Annotated in this window: 13 protein-coding genes; 9 read left to right on the forward strand and 4 right to left on the reverse strand. The window is 62.4% G+C overall.

Annotation, left to right across the window (positions count from 1 at the left end):
- The first annotated feature begins 14 nt into the window (after positions 1-14).
- From JOE27_RS06010 to JOE27_RS06025, 4 genes are all read left to right on the forward strand, one after another.
- Positions 15-1,523, forward strand: a complete 1,509-nt coding sequence (locus tag JOE27_RS06010; protein WP_115274511.1) for a TolC family protein — start codon at positions 15-17, stop codon at positions 1,521-1,523.
- 271 nt (positions 1,524-1,794) lie between these two features.
- Complete coding sequence (gene mrdA, locus JOE27_RS06015) at positions 1,795-3,687, forward strand: penicillin-binding protein 2 (RefSeq protein WP_115274510.1); 1,893 nt, start codon at positions 1,795-1,797, stop codon at positions 3,685-3,687.
- 98 nt (positions 3,688-3,785) lie between these two features.
- Positions 3,786-5,093: a phosphate ABC transporter substrate-binding/OmpA family protein gene (locus tag JOE27_RS06020; protein WP_204918235.1), complete on the forward strand. Its 1,308-nt coding sequence runs from the start codon at positions 3,786-3,788 to the stop codon at positions 5,091-5,093.
- Positions 5,094-5,265: 172 nt separating this feature from the next.
- Positions 5,266-6,330, forward strand: coding sequence for a TerC family protein (locus tag JOE27_RS06025; protein WP_119687262.1), 1,065 nt, complete (start codon positions 5,266-5,268; stop codon positions 6,328-6,330).
- Between the two features lie 47 nt (positions 6,331-6,377).
- Here JOE27_RS06025 and JOE27_RS06030 read toward each other — a convergent pair whose 3' ends face one another.
- The 3 genes from JOE27_RS06030 to JOE27_RS06040 all read right to left on the reverse strand — a co-directional run bounded on the left by JOE27_RS06030 (position 6,378) and on the right by JOE27_RS06040 (position 9,547).
- Entirely contained in the window at positions 6,378-6,779 is a 402-nt protein-coding gene (locus JOE27_RS06030; RefSeq protein WP_115274507.1) for a hypothetical protein, read from the reverse strand.
- The gene (locus JOE27_RS06035) at positions 6,766-8,169 is read right to left on the reverse strand and encodes a PAAR domain-containing protein (protein ID WP_115274506.1); all 1,404 of its coding nucleotides are present in this window, start codon (positions 8,167-8,169) and stop codon (positions 6,766-6,768) included. Before JOE27_RS06035 ends, JOE27_RS06030 begins: the two co-directional genes overlap by 14 nt.
- 148 nt (positions 8,170-8,317) lie before the next feature.
- On the reverse strand, positions 8,318-9,547 hold the full coding sequence (locus JOE27_RS06040) for an acyl-CoA dehydrogenase (RefSeq protein WP_204918237.1): 1,230 nt from the start codon (positions 9,545-9,547) through the stop codon (positions 8,318-8,320).
- A gap of 139 nt (positions 9,548-9,686) precedes the next feature.
- Between JOE27_RS06040 and JOE27_RS06045 the strand changes: the two genes are divergently transcribed.
- Complete coding sequence (locus JOE27_RS06045; RefSeq protein WP_046785795.1) at positions 9,687-10,613, forward strand: LysR family transcriptional regulator; 927 nt, start codon at positions 9,687-9,689, stop codon at positions 10,611-10,613.
- A 165-nt stretch (positions 10,614-10,778) separates the two neighbouring features.
- The gene (locus tag JOE27_RS06050; protein WP_204918238.1) at positions 10,779-11,933 is read left to right on the forward strand and encodes an aminotransferase class V-fold PLP-dependent enzyme; all 1,155 of its coding nucleotides are present in this window, start codon (positions 10,779-10,781) and stop codon (positions 11,931-11,933) included.
- A 77-nt stretch (positions 11,934-12,010) separates the two neighbouring features.
- Here JOE27_RS06050 and nfsB read toward each other — a convergent pair whose 3' ends face one another.
- Positions 12,011-12,664: an oxygen-insensitive NAD(P)H nitroreductase gene (nfsB, locus tag JOE27_RS06055; RefSeq protein ID WP_115274503.1), complete on the reverse strand. Its 654-nt coding sequence runs from the start codon at positions 12,662-12,664 to the stop codon at positions 12,011-12,013.
- A 103-nt stretch (positions 12,665-12,767) separates the two neighbouring features.
- On the opposite strand from nfsB, the gene JOE27_RS06060 reads away from it, so the two are divergent.
- From JOE27_RS06060 to JOE27_RS06070, 3 genes are all read left to right on the forward strand, one after another.
- Positions 12,768-13,658: a LysR family transcriptional regulator gene (locus tag JOE27_RS06060; RefSeq protein WP_115274502.1), complete on the forward strand. Its 891-nt coding sequence runs from the start codon at positions 12,768-12,770 to the stop codon at positions 13,656-13,658.
- 82 nt (positions 13,659-13,740) lie between these two features.
- Positions 13,741-14,571 (forward strand): AraC family transcriptional regulator, encoded by an 831-nt coding sequence (locus tag JOE27_RS06065; protein WP_204918240.1) that lies wholly within the window; start codon positions 13,741-13,743, stop codon positions 14,569-14,571.
- A 50-nt stretch (positions 14,572-14,621) separates the two neighbouring features.
- Positions 14,622-15,206 (forward strand): LysE family translocator, encoded by a 585-nt coding sequence (locus JOE27_RS06070; protein WP_204918242.1) that lies wholly within the window; start codon positions 14,622-14,624, stop codon positions 15,204-15,206.
- Positions 15,207-15,264: the final 58 nt, after the last annotated feature.

Below are 15,264 nucleotides of genomic sequence, written 5' to 3' on the forward strand. Positions count from 1 at the left end.
ACCAAGGACAGCCTATGCCCGTATCGAACTTTAAAGCCCTGAGCACTTTCACTGCATTCAGCGTTCTGCTCAGCGCCTGCTCGGCCTTCGAACCCAAGCCCTACACCGAGGACCAGATGCGCCAGCGGGTGATCGAAGACCAGGCCCGCATGTACAAGGAGCAGGAGCCAGTCAATGGACCAATCACCTTCTACGAGGCCTCGGCGCGCGCCCTCAAGTACAACCTCGACTACCGCCTGAAACTGCTGGAAAGCGCGCTGGCATCGGACCTGCGCGATGTCTCCAGCCACGAGATGCTGCCGCGTCTGGTAGCCTCCGCCGGCTACGCCGGGCGCAACAATGATTCCGGTGGCACATCGATCGGCATCGAGGACCGCCAGGTCAGCTTGCGTCCGTCCACCTCCGAAGAACGTTACCGCACCCTTTACAGCCTTGGGCTGTCGTGGAGCCTGCTGGACTTCGGGGTCGCCTACTTCCGCACGCAGCAGAAGAACGACCAGATGCTGATGGCCGAGGAGCGCCGTGAAAAGGTCGCGCAGAACGTGCTGCAGGATGTGCGCAACGCCTACTGGCGCGCCCTCGGCGCACAGCGTCTGCTGCCCGAGGTGGACGGCCTGCTGATGCGCACTCACCGCGCCCTGACCTCAGCCCGCGAAGCCGAAGGCAAAGGCCTGCTGCCGCGCCAGGACATCCTGGCCTACCAGCGCGCCCTGCTCGATTCGGTGTACATGCTCACCGTGCGCCGCCAGGACCTTGAGTTCGCCCGCGCCGAGCTTGCCGCGCTGATGTCGCTGCCACCCAACACCCGCATGGTGCTGGCCGACGTCACCGAGCAGCCGCTGCCACTGCTGACCAGCAACGTCGAACAGCTGGAGCGTCTGTCCCTGGAGCGCCGCCCGGAAATCATGGAGGAGTGGTATCGCAAACGCGTCAGCATGAACGATCTGAAGATCGCCAAGGCACAGCTGTGGCCAAACGTGAGTTTCAACTACGGCTACGAGTACGACTCCAACAAATACCTGTACAACAGTGACTGGAACCAGACCGGCATCAACGTCTCGATGAACCTGCTGCGCCTGCTGCAGTACCCGGACATCACAGCGGCGGAAAAAAGCCAGGAAAAAACCGATGACATGCGCCGCACAGCGCTGTCCATGGCGATTCTCACCCAGGTCCGCGTCGGCCTGCTGCGCTACCAGCTGGCGCGTCAGGAAGTGGAGTTTGCCGACGAAAGCCTGCGCGTTGACCAGAGCCTGCTCAACTACGCGCAGTCATCGCGCAACGCAGCACTGGGCAGCGAGCTGGAACTGATCCGCGCCGAGGGCCGGCTGCTGCTTTCGCGCTATCAGCGCGAGGCTGCCTACTCCGATGCCCAGGCTGCCTGGGGGCGGCTGTACAACTCGATCGGCTTCCAGGTCATGCCCAAGGAAATCGAGCAACATGACGTGAAGACCCTGGCGCAGGAGATTCAACGAACGGTCGAGCAACAGACGCGGGACAACCTGTTGGCGGCAGGCAAGTAGACGGCACACCGGTACCGCATGAACAAATCTTCATAGTGGCTGTGAGCGCCCGTGTTGCGGGATGAAACGCCGGATGCCCGGCTTCGCGCATCGCGCCTGTCTTGAGGCGCGCCCCCGGCACGCGTAGCATCGCCGCCCCGCATCCTTGTGGGAGCCGGCTTGCCGGCGATTCGAGTGCATGGCACTCGTCTACATCCATGTTGGCTGGCCTGGCGTAGTCGCCGGCAGGCCGGCTCCCACAGGTTTGCGTTCAACCGACACACCACCGCCCATGCCCCAACCGATCCCCCTCAAGGACCACGAAAAGGAAAAGCACCTGGTCAACCGCCGGCTCCTGGCTTGCGCTGCCCTGGTCTTCTGCCTGGTCGCCGTGCTGATCGGCCGTCTCTACGTGCTGCAAGTGCTGCAACACGACCAGCAAAGCGCGGTATCGGAAAACAACCGCGTACACGTACTGCCCATCGCACCCGAGCGCGGGCTGATCTACGACCGCAACGGTGTGGTGCTGGCTGACAACAAGCCCAGTTTCGACCTGACCATGACCCGTGAGCGCGCCGGCGATTCGGCCAAGGTGCTCGACACCCTGACCCAGGTCCTGAGCTTGGGCGAGGATGACCGCAAGCAGTTCGACAAGGACCTGCGCCGTGGACGCAAGCCGTTTGAACCGGTCACCCTGATGGTTGGCCTGACCGAGGAGCAGATCGCCCTAGTAGCGGTCAACCAGTTCCGCCTGCCGGGCCTGGATGTAGAACCGCAGTTCATCCGTGAATACCCGCTGGCCGAGCACTTCGCCCATTCGGTCGGCTATGTCGGGCGCATCAATGAAAGGGAAGCCAAGACCCTCGACAGCACCGAGTATCGCGGCACCCAATCGATCGGCAAGACCGGTATCGAACACTTCTACGAAAGCCAGCTGCACGGCCACGTCGGCTACGAGGAGGTCGAGACCAATGCCCAGGGCCGGGTGATGCGCGTGCTCAAGCACCAGGCCCCTACCCCAGGCGAAGACATTGTGCTGAGCCTCGACGCCCACCTGCAAGTGGCTGCAGAAAAAGCCTTGGGCGACCGCCGTGGGGCGGTGGTGGTGCTTGACCCGGCCAACGGCGACGTGCTGGCAATGGTCAGCAACCCCAGTTTCGATCCCAACCTGTTCGTCAAGGGCATCAGCTTTAAACAGTACGCGGCCCTGCGCGATTCCATCGACCGGCCGCTGTTCAACCGCGTGCTGCGTGGGCTGTATGCACCGGGGTCGACGATCAAGCCGGAAGTGGCCATCGCCGGCCTCGACAGTGGCGTGATCACCCCCGGCAGCCGGGTGTTCGACCCCGGGTACTACGAGCTGCCCAACTACGAACACAAGTACCGTAACTGGAACCGCAGCGGCGATGGCTGGGTAGACATGTACACCGCCATCATGCGCTCCAACGACACCTACTTCTACGACCTGGCGCACAAGCTCGGCATCGACCGCCTGCACGACTACATGGCCGAATTCGGCCTTGGCCATAAGGTCTCGCTGGACATGAACGAAGAGGCTTCGGGTTTGATGCCGTCTGCCCAGTGGAAACGCGCCACCCGCCGCCAGGCCTGGTACCCCGGCGAAACGCTGATCCTGGGCATCGGCCAGGGCTACATGCAGGTCACCCCGCTACAACTGGCCCAGGCCACCAGCCTGCTGGCCAGCAAGGGCGTTTGGCACCGCCCGCACCTGGCCATGACCGTGGGGGGTGAAACCCCGGTGGACCCGAACCCGATGCCCGACATCGTGCTGCACGACCGGCATGCCTGGGACCAGGTCAGCCAGGGCATGCAGATGGTCATGCACGACCCGCGCGGCATTGCCCGCGCCGCCGCCGCCGGCGCCCAATACCGCATCGCCGGCAAGAGCGGCACCGCGCAGGTGGTGGCGATCAAGCAGGGGGAGCGCTACAACCGCAACAAGACCCTGGAGCGCCACCGCGACAACGCCCTGTTCGTCGGCTTTGCACCTGCCGAGCACCCGAGCGTGGTGGTGGCCGTGATGATCGAGAACGGCGAGGCCGGCGGCCGGGTGGCCGGGCCGGTCGTGCGCGAGGTGATGGATGCTTACCTGCTGGATGACCAAGGGCACCTGAAACCGCAGTATGCCGGTGGTGCAGTGCTCAAGCAGGCTCCGCACACCTGAGGCAGCCCGACAGCTTAGCGCTGGCACGCCCATGGTCACATTTCGGTCACGCCACTGTCGTAATCTGCCGGGCAACTCTGTGCCAAAGGTCGCCCGGCATGCTCCGTCTGTTGCTCTTGCTGCTTCCCCTGCTCCCCCTGACGGCCGTGGCCGAGCCTGTGCACCTGCGCGTGCAAGGTTCCAACACCATCGGCGCGGCCCTCTTGCCTGCGCTGGTGCAGGGGCATTTGTGGGCGCAACAGGCAACGGCGATCGAGCAACGGCCAGGCGCTGTGGCCAACGAGACCGTGATAACCGCCGTTGATGCCCAGGGCCAGCCTCTGCGTATCGACATCGCGGCGCACGGCTCGAGCACCGGCTTTATCGCGCTTGGCCGTGGCGAGGCCGACCTGGCCGCAGCGTCTCGCCCCATCAACGATGCCGAGGTGCGCCAGCTCAAGGCGCTGGGTGACTTGCGTGCAGCCGGTGCCGAGCAAGTGATCGGTCTGGATGGTGTTGCAGTGTTCGTCCACCCCGACAATCCCCTGCCACAGCTCACCACCGAGCAATTGGCACACATCTTCTCGGGGCGCATCCAGTATTGGGAGCAACTGGGCTTGGCAGGCGGCCCGATACACCTCTATGCACGCGACGACCGCTCCGGTACCTTCGAGACCTTCAAGGCACTGGTGCTGGAACCGCACCAGAGTGAACTGGCCCAGCAGGCGCAGCGTTTCGAATCCAGTGATGAGTTGGCCGATCGGGTACGTACAGATCGCCAGGCCATCGGGTTCAGCAGCCTGGCAGCGGTGCACGGAGCCAAGGTGCTGGCGATCGCCGAAGGCGATGCGCCAGCCATGCTGCCGGACCGCCCGCTGGTGGCGAGCGAGGATTACCCCCTGTCACGCCGGCTGTACTTCTATTTGCCCGCCAACGCCAAACCCCAGGCCAGGGCCTTGGCAGAATTCGCCCAAAGCCCTGCCGGCCAGGCCATCGTCGCCGAGCAAGGTTTCGTCTCACAGCAGATCAAGTCCCTGGCTGTACCGGCGCAGGTCGACATGCCGCCGCGCTACCGCAACTTGGCGCAGAAGGCCCAGCGCCTGAGCGTCAACTTCCGCTTCCAGGAAGGCAGTGCCAGCCTCGACAACAAAGCGCTGCGCGACATACAGCGCGTCGCCGACTACCTGCGCCAGGCCGGCAAGCTGCACAGCAAGGCGGTGCTGGTCGGCTTTGGCGACACCAAGGCAACACCGGGCCGTGCCGCCCTGCTCTCGCGCCTGCGAGCACAGGCGGTACGCCGTGAGCTGGCGCGCGATGGCGTCGAAGTGCTGGAGGTGACCGGCATGGGCGACGAGTTGCCGGTTGCGGGTAACGAGCTGGAACAGGGACGCTTGCGTAACCGCCGGGTGGAGGTTTGGGTGTACTGAGGCAGGCAGCCGCGCACAGGCTCAGGCAAAAATTTGTAACAGCGCGCCATTCGGCATCACGGGGAAATGGGTCTAGGCTCAAACCCATGTGATACCGGGCCCCTCTGACGGCTACCGCGCCGCCATGTCGGATCACTGTTGCCATGCAACGTCGACAATCAAGGAGGGGCTCATGACAGCTCTACACACATTTCTCACAACACCATTCCTCGGTACCAGCACCTGGTTGTGGCTGGTGTTCATGGCCATCGTCATCGGCCTGCTGGTACTCGACCTGGGCGTGCTGCACCGCAAAGAACGTGAAATCGAAATGCGCGAAAGCCTGCTGCTGTACTCGGGCTATTTCAGCGTGGGCGTGCTGTTCGGCGCGTGGGTCTGGTACCAACTGGGCGCGCAGTCGGCGCTTGAGTTCTACACCGGTTTTTTGGTCGAACAGTCCTTGTCGATGGACAACGTGTTCGTCATGGCGATGATTTTCGGTTTCTTCGCCATCCCCCGTCGTTACCAGCATCGGGTGCTGTTCTGGGGCATCCTGGGGGTGGTGTTCCTGCGTGCGATCATGATCGGCGTGGGCGCAACACTGGTACAGAACTTTGAATGGGTGCTGTACATCTTCGGGGCATTCCTGCTGTTTACCGGGGTAAAAATGGCGTTTTCGAAAGAAGACAGCCACCCCGACCTGGCCAACAACCCGGTGCTCAAGTTTGTCAGGCGGCACATGCGCGTGACCGACCAGATTCACGGTTCACACTTCTTCGTGCGCCTCACCCCGCCAGGCGAGAGCAAGGCATTGCGCTATGCCACACCGCTGTTCCTGGCGCTGGTGCTGATCGAGCTGGCCGACCTGGTGTTTGCCGTCGACAGCGTGCCTGCAATCTTCGCCATCACGCAGGATCCGTTCATCGTCTACACCTCGAACATCTTTGCCATTCTCGGTTTGCGTTCACTGTACTTTGCCTTGTCGGCATTGATGCACCGCTTCGTTTACCTCAAGTACGCACTGGCGCTGGTGCTGATTTTCATCGGCTGCAAGATCTTCTACCACGGCATGGTGGGCAAGGTGCCAGCACTGCTGTCGCTGGGCGTGACGTTCGGGTTGTTGCTCGGTGGGGTGGTGGTGTCGCTGATCAAGACGCGTGGGCAGAAAGCGGTCATGGATGAAGCGCAAGGGGAACAGCCCCCATCCGCACAGACCAAGAGCGCCAAGAAGGAAGAAGACCCGCAATTGCGGGTCTGACCTTCCCCTTTCCCCTGAGTTTCCTCGATAAACTCAGGACAGCCGGATCAATTCATTTTGGAAAACTTCATCACTAACGCTGCAACTGTTAACCAACCGAAACCAATGATGGTCAGCCATGCAGATATGGCCAGCCGGCGTTTTAGCGCGGCGGGGAATGCTTTTAGCTCCTCAGCATCCACCTGCCCGCGACGCAATACAAAACCTGGGAAGTTGATCAGATTGCCGATCGTACACACCAATAAAAAACGCCACTTGAAACTGGAAGTACCCCAAGTAACCTTTAAGGCCTCAACATATGAATTGCTTGTAATGGAAGAGCAAACAACATCATAGTCGCGCGTCAAAGTGATATATGCATTCATCGCAATTCCGGCCAGAGAAATCACAAACGGCATAATCAAGAATGTTAGTTTTACGGCTACGGGCCAAGCATCAAAACTCATCATCTGAAGACTCAAAAATGTATTCGCCAATACCCTCACCGGCCCACTCACCTAACTTTCCGCCAGCAAAACCGCTTCCTCCGACTACTAAAACACCGCACAGTGGCACCGCTAATCCGCCGGTCCCAACGGCAAATCCAGCACATACTGCTCCGGCAGCCCATGTCGCCAGTGCCGAAGCCGCCATTCCACCCCCTACCCCGCCGCCAAACTTTCCAGACTCTACGAAGCGGGCCTTCCTGCACGCCTCAGTGCTCCCGGCTTGGCAGACCTCCCTCACGTTGAGGTACGACGATGTCGCACCGAGCCCAATGGCTACATTGCCACCTTGCTTGAGATACTTGGATAGCTTCGCCACCTTGTCCAGATGCGTTGCATACCCCGGTATCTGCCCGGCCCCACCCGCCTTCGACCAATGATGAACAAGACTTTTCGTCGAAATATTCAGGCTTTTCTTCAGCCGCTCGTAACTGCCAAGATTCAGCTGTTTATTTAGAAACGCCACCTTCAGTTGATTGTCCAACTGCTGCAACAACTGGCGCCGCGACGCAAAAAACTCTCGACTGTTCAAATGCCCATGTCGCAAAAATTCGCGTTGGTGCAATTGCTCTATCTGGGTCAGAGTATTCCTTACCTGTTTCAATCCCTGGTCCAGCATGTCCTTGCCCACCCCCATCGACTGGCTCGCGCTACTGAGCAACCCGGCAATCTCAGCCTGGTGCTGCACCATGAAATCCGACTCCGCAAAATCAAGTGCCGCTAACGCGTGCCGCACCTGTTGAGCGGCCGCCATCAGTGTGGCTTCCTCGCGGGTACAGGCATCACCATTGTCCGGGTCTGCGATGACGAAGATTTCTCCGGCCTTGAAACCTTGTTCGAACGTGGGGTTCAGCCGCTGCAGACGGGAAATCGGCAACGTAGCGTCATGCTCGAACAGTTTGAGCAACACCTGGGAGAACGACATGCTTCGGGGGACGATAAAGAAACCTGGTTCCAGTGAACCGGGCATTGCAGTTGCAAAACTTTGCGAAAAGCTCTGCGAGTAAGCAGCAGGCGATACTGCGGGGGAAAGCCCGCGATTGGCGGCATATGCCTGCCTGGCTGAGGGTGCCTCGCCCAGCGGTGCAACGACCCGATTGCTACCGGGCGGGCAGCCGCAATTGACCCGTGCGCCATCCATGGCCACGGCACGACCGTCGGAAATGAAATGCCACACACCTTCGGCGACGGTCCCTGCCTCGCCGCAGAGGGGGCAGGGTGTTGTGCTGTCTCCCACCCTGAGGACCATGCGCCCATTAGTCAAAGACCTGGCCCCGGTAGCGATACAAACAGCGCCAGTGGTAGTGGTGTCCCCATCTACCGCCTGGCCTTTCCCATCCAGGTTGAAACGCATTGGCAAGTTCCCTGTGCATTGGTGAGGTTTCGAAACCTAACACCTGCAACAGGGCTTCCAGTGCCTGAAACTGAAAACGAGACGCTTCCTACATCTGCCGCTTACCTTACTTACAAAGACACCCAGAAAAATTTCGTCGAGCGGGCCCTCACCGCCCGCTACGCAACATATCCACCGGCACATACTTGCCGATCTCATACTTGCCAATCGCCGCCCGGTGCACCTCATCCGGCCCATCAGCCAGGCGCAAGGTACGCTGCATCGCGTACATGTACGCCAGCGGGAAATCCCCACTCACCCCTGCCCCACCATGGAGCTGAATCGCACGGTCGATCACCTTCAATGCGACATTCGGCGCCACCACCTTGATCTGGGCGATCTCACTGCGCGCCACCTTGTTGCCGACCGTGTCCATCATGTACGCCGCCTTGAGGGTCAGCAGCCGCGCCATGTCGATTTCCATGCGTGAGTCAGCGATCTTGTCGACATTGCCGCCCAGCCGTGCCAGCGGCCGGCCGAACGCGGTGCGCTCGACGGAGCGCCTGCACATCAGCTCCAGCGCCCGTTCGGCCATGCCCACCGAACGCATGCAGTGGTGAATACGGCCTGGGCCCAGGCGCCCCTGAGCGATCTCGAAGCCGCGCCCCTCACCAAGGATCACGTTTTCGTAGGGCACACGCACGTTCTCGAACAACACCTCGGCGTGGCCATGGGGTGCGTCGTCGTAGCCGAAGACGGGCAACGGCCGAACGATCTTCACCCCCGCTGCGTCGGTCGGCACCAGCACCATCGAGTGCTGCTGGTGGCGCGGGCCATCAGGGTTGGACAGGCCCATGAAGATCATCACCTTGCAGCGCGGGTCGCAGGCCCCAGAGGTCCACCACTTGCGGCCGTTGATCACCCACTCATCACCGTCACGCACGGCAGTGGCGGCCATGTTGGTGGCGTCCGAGGAGGCCACCTCCGGTTCGGTCATGGCAAAAGCCGAGCGAATCTCGCCCCGCAGCAGAGGCTCCAGCCATTGGCGCTTCTGCGCCTCGCTGCCATAGCGCACCAACACTTCCATGTTGCCGGTGTCCGGCGCCGAGCAGTTGAAGGGCTCCGGCCCCAGCAGCGAGCGGCCCATGATCTCGGCCAGGGGCGCGTATTCCAGGTTGCTCAGGCCGGCACCGTACTGCGACTCGGGCAGGAACAGGTTCCACAGGCCCTCGGCGCGGGCCTTGGCCTTGAGTTCTTCCATGATTGCGGTGGGCTGCCAGCGGTCACCCTCGGCGACCTGGCGCTCGAACACCGGTTCAGCGGGATAGACATGGGCATCCATGAACGCAGTGACGCGCTCGCGCAGAGCCTGGACCTTGGGTGAATAGGCGAAATCCATCGGGGCTACCTTCACGGTTCGAAGTACATGGGCAGAGCCTAGAGCAGCGCAGCTCAATCCACCTAGTCTATTTTCTGCGTGTATAAACATTCATAACCGATATATGATCGGCCGATAATTCCAACAAAGAGCGGCGCCCATGAACCTCAGCAAGGTCGACCTGAACCTGTTCATCGTCTTCGATGCGATCTACACCGAAGCCAACCTGACCCGCGCCGGGCAGATCGTCGGCATTACCCAACCAGCGGTGTCAAACGCTCTCTCGCGCCTGCGCGAAACCTTCAACGACCCTTTGTTCGTGCGCACCGCCCAGGGCATGGTGCCCACCCCCATGGCGCAGAACATCATCGGCCCGGTGCGCAACGCGTTGGCGCTGCTGCGCACCTCGGTGCAGGAAAGCCGCATCTTCAACCCGCAGCAGGCCAACAAGACCTTCCGCATCAGCATGACCGACCTTACCGAAGCGGTGATCCTGCCCCCGCTGTTCCAGCGCCTGCGGCGGCTGGCGCCTGCGGTGTTGATCGAGAGCTTCCTGTGCAAGCGCCGCGAAACTACCAAGGAGCTGGCTGCAGGGCGCCTGGACTTCGCCGTCGACGCACCCTTGAACACAGATCCGCAGGTGCGCCATGTCAAGCTGATGCAGGACCGATACGTCTGCGCCCTGCGCCAGGGCCACCCGCTGGCCGACGCCAAACTCACCGTCGAGAGCTACCTGGGCATGACCCATATCCATATTTCCAGCCGTCGAAACGGCCTGGGTTATGTCGACCTGGCGCTGGGCAAAATGGGTGTGCAACGCAAGGTCGCCCTGCGCTCGCAACATTACCTGATGGCTTCACAGGTGCTGCAGCAGACAGACATGGCGATGACCGTGCCAGAACGGTTTGCCCGTCGCCACCAATTGCGCTACCAGCCCTTGCCGGTGGAAGTGCCTGCGCTTGAGACGCACCTGTACTGGCACGAAAGCACCGACCAGGACCCGGCCAACCGCTGGATGCGCGAGCAGATCATCGAATTGTGCCAACGGGTGGTGGCGGAAGAAGAACGGGCGCCGGAACCCGTGTGATCCCTCCTGAACCCTCTAAATGGCCTACGGTCAACCGCCTTTGGAGAATATTTTTCTACAAAAACTGGTAAATCACGAAATCAAGGGCAAAAATTTTCGCAGCGCCGAGGGTACGCTTGCTGTCAGGATCGCCGAACCCGCGGCGACAGCGACGGACCCACCGCCATGCCCAGCTCCCCACTCTATTTCGACTACGCCGCCACCACACCGGTAGACGAGCGCGTCATCGAAACCATGCTCACCTGCCTCGGCCGCCAGGTGAACTTCGGCAACCCCGCCTCCTCCGGTCACGCCTACGGCCAGAGCGCCCGCGAAGCCGTCGAGCAAGCTCGCCAGCAAGTGGCCGACTGCGTCGGGGCGAGCGCGCAGGACCTGGTCTGGACATCGGGCGCCACCGAGTCCAACAACCTTGCACTCAAAGGCATCGCCCAGGGCATGGGCCAGCCAGGCCACCTGATTACCAGTCAGCTCGAGCACAAGGCCGTGCTCGATACCGTCAGCGAACTGGAGCGCCAAGGGTGGGCAGTCACCCGCCTGGCACCGGACGCTGCCGGCCTGATTCAACCCTATGACGTACAAGCGGCCCTGCGCGACGATACCCGCCTGGTGTCACTGATGGCGGTCAACAACGAACTGGGCACCGTCACCGATTTCGCTGCCATTGGCGAGCGCGTGCGCGCCCATGGCGCCCTGCTGCACGTAGATGCGGCCCAGGCAGTGGGCAAGCTGGCCATCGATTTGCGGGCGATGGCGGTAGACTTGATGTCGTTTTCTGCCCACAAGGTCTATGGGCCAAAAGGCATCGGTGCGCTGTATGTCGGGGCTCGCGCACGTGCCTTGATGCGTGCGCAGATTCACGGTGGTGGCCATGAGCGTGGGCTGCGCTCAGGCACCCTGCCTACCCATCAGATCGTTGGCATGGGCAGCGCCTTCGCCCTGGCCGGCCAACCTGGCGACAGCGAGCATCAGCGCATCGGGCACCTCGCCAGGCGGCTGCGCGAAGGGCTACTGGCGCTGCCAGGGGTCAGTCTCAACGGCTGCGCCAGCCAGCGCATAGCGCATACCTTGAACCTGTGTATCGAGGCCCCGGGCTTCAACAGCATGGCGCTGGCCAGTGAGCTGGCGCTGTCGACCACCTCGGCGTGCAATTCGGCGAGCCACGCGCCGTCGCATGTGCTGCTGGCGTTGGGGCTGGATGAGGCGCAGGCGCGCAAAAGCGTGCGCATGAGCATCGGGCGGTTTACCAGCCAAGCCGAGGTGGAAAAGGCGATCGAGGTGTTTGAACGCACAGTTGCGGGCGCTTCACCGGCCTTGTGGTGAACCCGGGCTTTACCGCCTGCTGAACCGGCCTCTTTGCGGGCAGGGCCGCGAAGAGACCGGTACTAATGACGCTTGCCTTAAAGGAAGGTAAATACCTTCGCAACCGGCAATCGCGATTTGTTCAGCCCGGCATTGAAGTCCGACTCGCTGCGATAACCCAGGCTCAGTACCACCACACTGGTGTAGCCCTGCTCACGCAGGCCCAGTTCGGCATCCATGATCTTGCTGTCGAAACCTTCGATCGGCGTCGCGTCCAGGCCATGGGCGGCAGCGCCGAGCAACGCAGTGCCCAGGGCCAGGTAGGTCTGCTTCTCCATCCAGTGCTGCAGGTCTTTCTGATCGTAGCGGTGCAGGTTCACATAATGGCGACGGCTCTGGTTCTGGCCGGCACGGGCCTGATCATCGCGAAAACGTCCGTCAGCCGCTTCCTGGTCGAGCACGGCGTCCAGGTGTGCTTCGGTCATGTCGGTACGGGTGCAGAACACGATCACATGGGAAGCATCGAGGATCTTCGGCGTGTTGTAGGCAAAACCGTCCAGCGTGCTCTTGGCCAGACGTGCCTTGCCCTCTGCGCTGTCGGCCACGATGAAGTGCCATGGCTGCGAATTGACCGAGGATGGGCTGTGGCGCAGCTGCTCGAGCAAGGCGTCGATGGTGGCCTGAGGGATCTTGCGGGCAGCATCGTACGCCTTGGTGGTGTAGCGGCGCTTGGCCAGAGAAACGGTATCCATGTTGCAACTCCTTAAGCGGAACGGGACGTGTGGCGCATATTATCTTTCCTACAAACCAGAAAAAGCGGCAAAATGCAGCAACACTTTCACCCATGGAGTGAAAATGCTCCGCATCGCCGACCTCGAACTGTTCGTGCGCAGCAGCGTACTGGGAAGTTTCACCGCCGCTGCCCACGAGGCAGACCTGCTGCCCGGGCAGGTCGCAGCCGCCATCAAACGCCTGGAGCGCGACCTGGACGTGCGCCTGTTCGCACGTACCACCCGCAGCCTGCGCCTGACAGCCGAGGGTGAGCTGTACCTGCCCACCGCGCTCAGCGTGCTGCAGAGCCTGCGCCAGGGCCGCGATAACCTGCACGGCGCGCACAGCACCCTGCGTGGGGTGCTGCAGGTGTCGGCGCCCTCGGACCTTGGCCGCAACATCCTGCTGCCGTGGTTGAGTGATTTTCGCCGTGAGCATCCTGAGCTGACCCTGCGGCTGCACCTGTCCGACCACGTTGCCGACCTGTTCCGCGACCCGGTGGACGTGGCCATACGTTATGGCCTGAACGAAGAAGCCAACTACATCGCCCTGCCACTGGCACCGTGGAATCGCCGCGTGCTGGTGGCCTCGCCGGCCTACCTGGCGCGTCATGGGCGGCCGCAGGCGCTGGATGACTTGCAGCAGCACGCGTGCCTGCTTTACCTGCAACAGGGGCGAACCTACGACAAGTGGCGGCTGGGCAACCGTACCGTGCAGGTGAGCGGCCCGCTGTTCAGCGACGATGCCGATGTGGTGCGGCGCTGGGCCGTGCTCGGCGAGGGCATTGCCTACAAGTCGTGGCTGGATGTCAGCGCCAATGTGGCGACTGGCGAACTGGAAGTGCTGCTGCCGGAGCACCCGGGCGAACTGAGCCCGGTAACCTTGGTGTGCCCACACCGCAAGCAGCTGTCGCCTGCGGTATCGCAGTTGCACCTGTGGCTGCGGGAGCGTTTCGCGGCACAGCAGCCGCACTGAAGCCTGCGGTGCACAATTGTTCTAAACGCAGGTGGGGTTCTGCGTTAAGGTGAACTGCCCTACCCTCTGCAGCCTCGCCGCCATGCCCGACTGGATCGACCTCAAGCAAGACGCCGACACCGGCATCGAGTCGGTGCGTGCGCATTTCGTTGGCCACGCCTACGACCCGCACTGGCATGAGAGCTTTCTGGTCGGGGTCACCGAGCAGGGTGTGCAGCAGTTCCATTGCCGCCGTACACGCCATCACAGCACGCCCGGGCAGGTGTTCTTGCTCGAGCCAGGCGACATTCACGACGGCGATGCGCCAACGGCGGAAGGCTTTACCTATTCGACCCTGTACCTGGAGCCGACGTGGCTTGAGGCCGAGCTGCGCGTGCTGTTCGAGCAGGCGCCCAGTGACAGCCTGCCAAGCTTCGCCGATACGCTGTGCGATGATCGCCAGCTTGCCCGCGCAACTACCCTCGCCTTTCAGGCGGTGCATGGTGGCGAAATGCGCATCGTGCGGCAAACTGCCACCGATGACCTGCTCAGTTGCCTCACCGGCCACCTGCACTGGCGCAAGCGCTTGAACCCCGACCCGCGCCTGCCGCTGACGGCACAGCGGGCGCGCGACTACCTGCATGCCCACCTCGACCAGGACATCGGCCTGGACGACCTGGCACTGGCCTGCGGCGTGGACCGCTTCCGCCTGACCCGTGCGTTCAAGGCCGCATTCGGCCTGGCGCCGCACGCCTATCTGATCCAGCTGCGCCTGGCCCGTGCCCGGCGTTTGCTTGCCCAAGGCCAGACACCGACCGAAGTGGCCATGGCGCTCGGCTTTGCTGACCAGAGCCACCTGGGGCGCTGGTTCCGCCGTGCCTACCGGCTCACCCCAGCGGACTACCGGCGCCGCTGCTCAAACCTTCCAGACTGACACGCAGCAATCGCCGAGCATGGTGCCCTGTTCAACAGGAGCCGTTCACCATGTCGCATTCGTTGTTGCCGTTCATGCTCTTCGCCCTGGTCGCCAGTATCAGCCCCGGGCCTACCAACCTGCTGATCCTTGCCCATGGCGCACGGCAGGGCCTGCGCGCAAGCGTGGCGCCGATCCTGGCGGGTTGCGGCGCGGCGGCAGCGGTCGTGTTGCTGGTCGGCCTGGGCCTTGGTGACTTGCTGGTGCGTCACCCGCTGGCCCAGCAGGTGATGAGCTGGACCGGAGTGCTGTGGTTGAGCTGGCTGGCATGGCGCATTTTGCGCAGCGCGGGGCAGCCCCTGGATGTCAGCGCAGCCAAGCCTTTCGACGCCCTCAGCGCAGCATCGCTGCAAGTGGTGAACCCGAAAGTGTGGATGATGGCAGTGGCGGTGATCGGCGTGTTTGCCGCGCCGTCGCTGCCGGTGTGGCAATTGGCACTGGTGTTTTTATTGATCGCCCTGCCGTGCATGACAACTTGGGCACTGTTGGGGGTAGGCAGTGCGCGCTGGCTGCAGGCGCCGAGGCGGTTGCTATGGTTCAACCGGGGGTTGGCGGGCATGTTGCTGGTGTCGGCCTGGGCTGCACTGCTTGGCTGAGTTGAAGGTGGGCTGTACCGGCCCTGTCGGCAGCTGCCGACGATAGGGCCGGTAACGT

It is taken from the genome of Pseudomonas sp. M5, assembly GCF_016907075.1.
Lineage (GTDB): Bacteria > Pseudomonadota > Gammaproteobacteria > Pseudomonadales > Pseudomonadaceae > Aquipseudomonas > Aquipseudomonas putida_E.